The 6000-nt window shown below is 55.5% G+C and carries 8 protein-coding genes; 1 reads left to right on the forward strand and 7 read right to left on the reverse strand.

Annotated elements, in window-relative coordinates; genetic code table 11:
* Positions 1-321 precede the first annotated feature (321 nt).
* A complete protein-coding gene (locus ABDZ36_RS13775) occupies positions 322-1074 on the reverse strand; it encodes an HFX_2341 family transcriptional regulator domain-containing protein (RefSeq protein WP_188884460.1) in 753 nt (250 codons plus the stop codon).
* A gap of 425 nt (positions 1075-1499) precedes the next feature.
* Here ABDZ36_RS13775 and ABDZ36_RS13780 point away from each other — a divergent pair, with 425 nt between their 5' ends.
* On the forward strand, positions 1500-1688 hold the full coding sequence (locus tag ABDZ36_RS13780; protein WP_188884459.1) for a hypothetical protein: 189 nt from the start codon (positions 1500-1502) through the stop codon (positions 1686-1688).
* A gap of 311 nt (positions 1689-1999) precedes the next feature.
* Here ABDZ36_RS13780 and ABDZ36_RS13785 read toward each other — a convergent pair whose 3' ends face one another.
* The 6 genes from ABDZ36_RS13785 to ABDZ36_RS13810 form a co-directional block, all read right to left on the reverse strand.
* Positions 2000-2545, reverse strand: a complete 546-nt coding sequence (locus ABDZ36_RS13785; RefSeq protein ID WP_229871442.1) for a transposase — start codon at positions 2543-2545, stop codon at positions 2000-2002.
* Positions 2545-3684, reverse strand: a complete 1140-nt coding sequence (locus ABDZ36_RS13790; protein ID WP_188884457.1) for a hypothetical protein — start codon at positions 3682-3684, stop codon at positions 2545-2547. The genes ABDZ36_RS13785 and ABDZ36_RS13790 overlap by 1 nt, the downstream gene beginning before the upstream one ends.
* A 182-nt stretch (positions 3685-3866) precedes the next feature.
* Positions 3867-4193 carry an AzlD family protein gene (locus ABDZ36_RS13795; RefSeq protein WP_343749358.1) on the reverse strand — a complete coding sequence of 109 codons (327 nt, stop codon included), beginning with the start codon at positions 4191-4193 and terminating at the stop codon, positions 3867-3869.
* The gene (locus ABDZ36_RS13800; protein ID WP_188884455.1) at positions 4180-4890 is read right to left on the reverse strand and encodes an AzlC family ABC transporter permease; all 711 of its coding nucleotides are present in this window, start codon (positions 4888-4890) and stop codon (positions 4180-4182) included. Before ABDZ36_RS13800 ends, ABDZ36_RS13795 begins: the two co-directional genes overlap by 14 nt.
* A 17-nt stretch (positions 4891-4907) precedes the next feature.
* On the reverse strand, positions 4908-5594 hold the full coding sequence (locus ABDZ36_RS13805; RefSeq protein WP_188884454.1) for a class I SAM-dependent methyltransferase: 687 nt from the start codon (positions 5592-5594) through the stop codon (positions 4908-4910).
* A gap of 115 nt (positions 5595-5709) precedes the next feature.
* Positions 5710-6000 (reverse strand): helix-turn-helix domain-containing protein (locus ABDZ36_RS13810; protein ID WP_343749359.1); only part of this gene is annotated, 291 nt, incomplete at its 5' end.

The following is a 6000-nucleotide window of genomic DNA, read 5'->3' on the forward strand; positions in this document are numbered from 1 at the left end:
ACAAGTTTACCTAACAGCTGTTCTACCGGGAAAGATATCTATCAGATAGGAGTTTAACAGATCCGGGTATTTCAGCTAGAGGAGCTTGTTATCGTTGGTTGCCTACTGATTGTCGGTAACGTCTATGGATTTTTAGAGTGTAGTTCGTGCGCTCCCTCTGAATGCCCACTGACCAGGTGCTTTAGCCAAGCTTGTGCGAAGTGGATCAGGAGGGAGGGCGGTCAGCAGGGACTGCGCTACCCCATCAAGGGTACAATCCCATCAGGTGTTCAATACTTCGATATCGGTACTGTAGCCAGCGCCAATATTACCGAGATGCCTTCAATCGAAACAGCGGAGTTTGTGCTCAAACGCGCGAAGTACAGCCTCGCCAGTTTCAGTGAGTGAAACTTGCTTTTGTCGACCGACGCGCTCGATTGCGAGATAGCCGTTCGCGACGAGTGGGTCGACGACGTTCGCGTTCAACAGCGCGAACTTTGCTTTGTCATTCGCTGGTTGATTGTCCGCGATGAACGAGAGAGCGCTCTCTTCCGCGTATTCGATGATGTCTTTTTTCTTGGCAGTATGGACGCCTGTATTCGTCTCGTCGAGAAACGACATCACGGCGACTTGGTCGGTTGTTGGTGATTCGATCGGATACGAGGGGAGGACTTCGTCTTCGGCGTAGCCGTGGCTTACTGGCTCCTCACGTCCGTCGTGTGCGTATGTTTCCGGGTATGCATAGTATGCTGTCGCGTCCGTCGCCATACACGCGATTGTCGCACCGACCGCCGAGAGTTTTGATCCACTCGAGACGTTCACACGGACAATGTCGTCGGCGTGCTGGGTGATGAGTGTCGTAACCCTACCGAGCACGTCGTAGACGTCGAACAGGTTGATTGTTCGAGTTCGCACCGTAACCCCCATATCGTTGAGTTCGTCGACGAGCTCTGAGTGGTACGCCGGCTGTTCCGTATCCCGCTCCTCGTGTTCAAGTAGGTAAATGGTATCAATTCCATAGCGTTCAGCGGCGCCGAGGACGCGATCATACTCGAAACGCAGCGGCGCAATATGGATTTCGTTGATCGTCTGCATTGTGGAGGGCCTCTCGTCGTCTTCTGCGTCAACGAAGAACTTAAATGTCGACGGAAGAGGGACTATCTCGATATTCGCTCATATTGGCGGACCGCCTATCGTATGAGTAGTATCCAAACTATCGGAACTTGTCGGTATTATTGGTGTAAAGAGGATAGAATTGCCGTCTATCCATTCTACTACACTACGCTAATTCGGTACTATCACCCACCGGAACACAGACCGGTGTTGCAACTGGTACAGGACTACTTGACCAGCTGGCTGCAATCACTTGGAGTGACACTCGAAGCGGTACGGACGAAGACTTATGTTGGTAGAGTGATGAGTGTCTGGTATGTCCGGTAGATTCAGTAGTATGTTATATCGAAGGGCGACGAATTATCTGGGACAATAGCCTTATCTGATATTCGACGCGATTGGGGAATATGCATCAGCTTGTTCGGGGTCTTGTATCCATCTTACTTGGGTTGTTCGTTGGATTTTCAGGTGCGTTCATACTCAGCCCAGACCCGACAGGTATTTTCCCCATAGTTGCAGGATTGGTTCTGGCTATCGTGTTAACAGTAGTTTTCTACGTTGGAATGAGCAGGATCTCTTCAACCGAGCCAGAGTAGCTACCGTTACACTCCAACAGTCTACCGAACAGCACATTCACTCAGACATTCCTGAATCAAAGCTCACACCTCATCCAGATGAGCCCGTATGCATTGAGAAGGTCGGTCTCAACTACCACAACTTCGGAGGATAGCGAATCTACAAACGAAAGCAGGCGATCTCGCGGGTGATTCAGGGACGACGAAGTGAGGCAACTAGTGAGTGTAGCTCCCTACTTATTCAGAGGTCAACAGGAAGGCGCGAAAACGAGAGCGGACGCGACAGCTATCGCTATGGACCCGACTAGAACACGAGAGGAACCCAGCGTCGGCTATCCGTATGGAACGAGGAAACAGGCGAGCAACTCAATGGCCTCACCTGTCGTCAGCACGGGCTCGTCACGAATCGGCTTCCCGACATCCAACTTCAACAAATAGTCTGCAAGCCGCCACACGTTGTACAGCAGGCACCCGAACAGGAAGTTGAAACACCGAACGCGGTAGTCTGTGGAGGCCATCGTTGGGAGGAACTTCTTGATCTGCTTGTACTCGTTCTCGATCTCCCACCGACGACTATAGCGGTTACACAGCCCTCGAACGTCCTCGGGAACCACGTCGTCGCGGTTCGTCAGGAACACTGCATAATCGCCGTCCTTCTCGGTCGAGGGGACGTACATGAAGTTCACCTCGTGGCTCACCTCGCCGTCGACGCCCAACTCCACGTCGGGTTCCACACCTACGTCCGCAACCGGGTGGTCGTCAACCCTCGCGACGCCTTCCAGATCGTCGGCGTACTTGCGCTTGGGGATGAGGTAGGTGATGTCGTGGCTGTCGAGCGTGTGGAGGACGTCATGGCCATCGAACTCGCGGTCAGCCATCACGAGATGGACGTCCACGTGCTTGCTCGCTTCTTCCAACAGCACACGACGACCTCAGCGCGGCTTCGCGTCTCCACGTCGTCATCCTCCCAGTAGGATGCATCCCGAATCGGTTCGACGGCGAGGATGAGTGGGATGTTGTCGCCAACGATGGTGAGCGTCGAAAACTGATAGCCGCGTTTGCCTCGCTCTTTGAGGCCGTTCACGGGCGCTGGAAAGTCGTCTCTCGCTATGCCCTCGTCGTAGTCTTCCCACGGTGAAGGGTAGAACGCCGTGTCAGTGATGTCGATGGCTGCGACGACTGGCTCGCGGAACGGCTTCGTGTCCCGAATCGTGTCAATCGTGTTCCCGACTGCCGTGCTGAAGCCGTCCTGTAGCTCCTCGGAAACGCGCTGCCACGGTTCAGTCCGATACTTGCGCCCAGTACCACGGTACTCGGTAAGTGTGGATTGGCAGCCGGTGGGCTTCCCGAGTTTCTTGATCGCCCGGAGATGGGTGTCGCTGTGTGGGGTCTCGTCGCGGCGGCTCATCCGTGCGAATCGCTTCGTTCCCTGTGCAGTCCCACAGTTCGCCAGACTGAGGTAGGACTGCATCAAGAAAATGCACTCGTCACTGTATCGGGCGTTCGAGGCACGTCCAGTATCGAACGCGGGGAAAACGTGCTGGCGGGCGGCCCGCACTGTCTCACGGATTTTTGCCTCTGAAAGGTTATCGGGAATCTCGCCTGTCTCGAACTCGTGGCTAGTCCCGACTTCGGCGTCCGCGCGGTCGTCGCGGATAACGCCGTGCTCGATGGCTTCCTGTCGGAGGGCCTTGCCAGCGACGACTATCAGCTCGCAGAGGTCGGCGTCAAAGCGATAACGCCACGTGTACGAGAGGGTCTGTTGCGTCGGCGTACCGTCGAGGTCGAAGCGGAGTTCGAGATACTGCCACGAGTCGAGACGGTCGGCAAGTTCGTTGTCGCTGTAGTCGCCTGCATACTTGTAAAGGAACAGCCGCAGCATCGGCACAAGGTTGTAGCCGTGGCTCGGCGTCCGCTCGTACTGGTCGTCAATCTCTACGAGCGGGAGATCGAGACCAGCAACGACTCGTGTGAGGTGGTCTTCGTGTTCACAGAGGTCGCTGGCTTGCTGGACCACCCGCTCTGCGAGGGCAGGCCGCCTGCCGTCAGCGTCGCAAGGAGCGGGTGGCACCGTCTCATTGTTTACATATCTTACTTGTCGGTACTTAAGCCGTAGGGAGAGTATTCATATAGAGATGAGCTAAAGAAAGATTTCATGTACGCTCTTGTGTAGCGTGTTATGAAGTGAGAGAGTCGACATCACGCGGCCATTGGCAGATGACGGAGGAGTAGTACAATTCCGATTCCCGCGAGCATCGCGTAGAGGATGTTCCCGGAGCGCCACGCGACGACGAGCGCGGCGAGCGCGGCACCCCACTTGGCGGGACCACCTTTTGCGAGTTCGGGCACGATGAGCGACACCAAGATTGCACCTGGAACGTAGCTCAACCACGCTTGGAACCGAGGGGACAAATCAACCCGGCTTACTAACCAATAGCCCCCAATCCGGGTAAAATACGTTCCGACAGCCATTCCAACGATAGCGACGAATGCAACCATATTCACCTGCATCTCAGGCATATTCATCCCTGACGACTCCGGCGATACTTCCTGTGAGGCCGCCGATGATGATGTGCCAGTTCCCCGCAATGATGACAGACGCGACGAGCGCGACCAACGCTGCGATACCAACAGGAACGGCATCCTCACGCCCATCCCACACGCCGACCAAGAGCGCGATATAGACGGCGATAAACGCCATGTCCAGCCCGTATTTAGCGGGGTTCTCGATGAGCCCGCCAACGGAGACGCCGAGGACGGTTGCACTGACCCATGCGACGAACACGATAAGGCCGCTTCCGAGAAGGAACGCGGCGTCGTTCTCGCCGTTCGACCGGGCACGCATCGTCAGCCCCCACGATTCGTCGTTCAGGAAATACAGCATCCCGTAGGTTTTCTTGGGAGTGAGGCGTTTGAGCCACGGTTGAATCGACGCGCCCATCAGAAGGTGGCGAAGATTCACCGCGACCGTTGTGACTACGATAGCGATGACCGGAAGTGGTGACTCCCAGAGATCGAGGACGACGAACTGTGCGGACGCGGCGAAGACCGAGGCACTCATCAACACAGCTTCACTGAGTCCGAGTGACGACTGCCGTGCGAGAACCCCGAAGACAATGCCGTAGGTGAATACACCCAGTGCGATAGGGGTACTTTGTCGGACTCCTGCAAACAGGCCCTCCCGACTAAACTCCGTCTCCTCTGACTGATTGTGTTCTTCCATAGTTCGCTCCGCTGTTTCTATACCCGCGCGTAGACGACGATGTTCTTGTGGTCGTGTTCTTCAAGCCGATACTGCGGGTGCGGTGGGTCACGCCATTCCCACGTCGTGACCTGCGCAATTTGAAGTCCGAAAGAGGACAGTAGCGTCGTGAATCGATCCTGCTCCCCGATGAACATATACGTCACCTCGTGCCCTTCCTTCCTATACTCGTACTCTTTGAGCGCCCCCCAGTCGGCAAGGAGTTCACTGGTGGACTCGGCGTCGTCGCCCTCGACGGGCATATTGAAGATGACATGGCCGCCTTCTGTTGTCACCCGGATGAGTTCGCGGAGGACGAGCTCGACTTCCCGCAAGTGCGTGAGCGCGTCAAGCATAATCGTTGCATCGAACTGCCCATCGTCGTAGGGAAGATTCCGGAGATCGGTCTCCCGTGTCGTGACCTCCCCCTCAGTTCTCTCGGTGCAGACCTCCAATGCCTCTTTGCTAATGTCGCACGCGTGGAGGTCGGGGATGGACGTAACGAACCGTTGGCTGTTCCTACCCTCACCCGCGGCCGCCTCTAAGATGGTTTCGTGGTCATATTCGTTCAGATACGCCGTAATCTCGTCCACGAACGGAAGCGGTTCCGACGGCATTAGGGGTTCCTCTTCGTTCGCGTTCTTATGATACAGTTCAGTCCACTGCTTGCCGGTGTATTCTGTCATAGATGCAATATTAGTCGTGTGGATTAGTTCAGTGAGCGAAGTGCTCCTGACTGTATGAGGCAGATAGAGAGAGAATCCGCAAGGCTCTCACCCTACTATAGTCGGGTGGGGATAGCTACTCAGAGGGGCTTTGAGTTTCAGGCGGGTCAAGAAGGTAGTTCTCAGCTGAACGGAGATGCTCGAGGAACGTCGTTTTCGAGACGCCCAGATCGTCAGCAAGTTCCTGGACGCTCGTTTCTCGCGGCCATTCGTAATAGCCGTTTTCACGAGCTAATTCGTACGCTTGGCGTTGGCGTGGTGTGAGTTCGTCAAGCTGGGCTTGGAACGACGATTGAGTTTGCTCCGTTGAACGCCGACGCCCTCTGCGGATTGTATCGCTGATTTCAGGGGATTTGGACGCCGTCTG

The sequence above is a fragment of the Halarchaeum salinum genome, from assembly GCF_039520965.1.
Taxonomy (GTDB): domain Archaea; phylum Halobacteriota; class Halobacteria; order Halobacteriales; family Halobacteriaceae; genus Halarchaeum; species Halarchaeum salinum.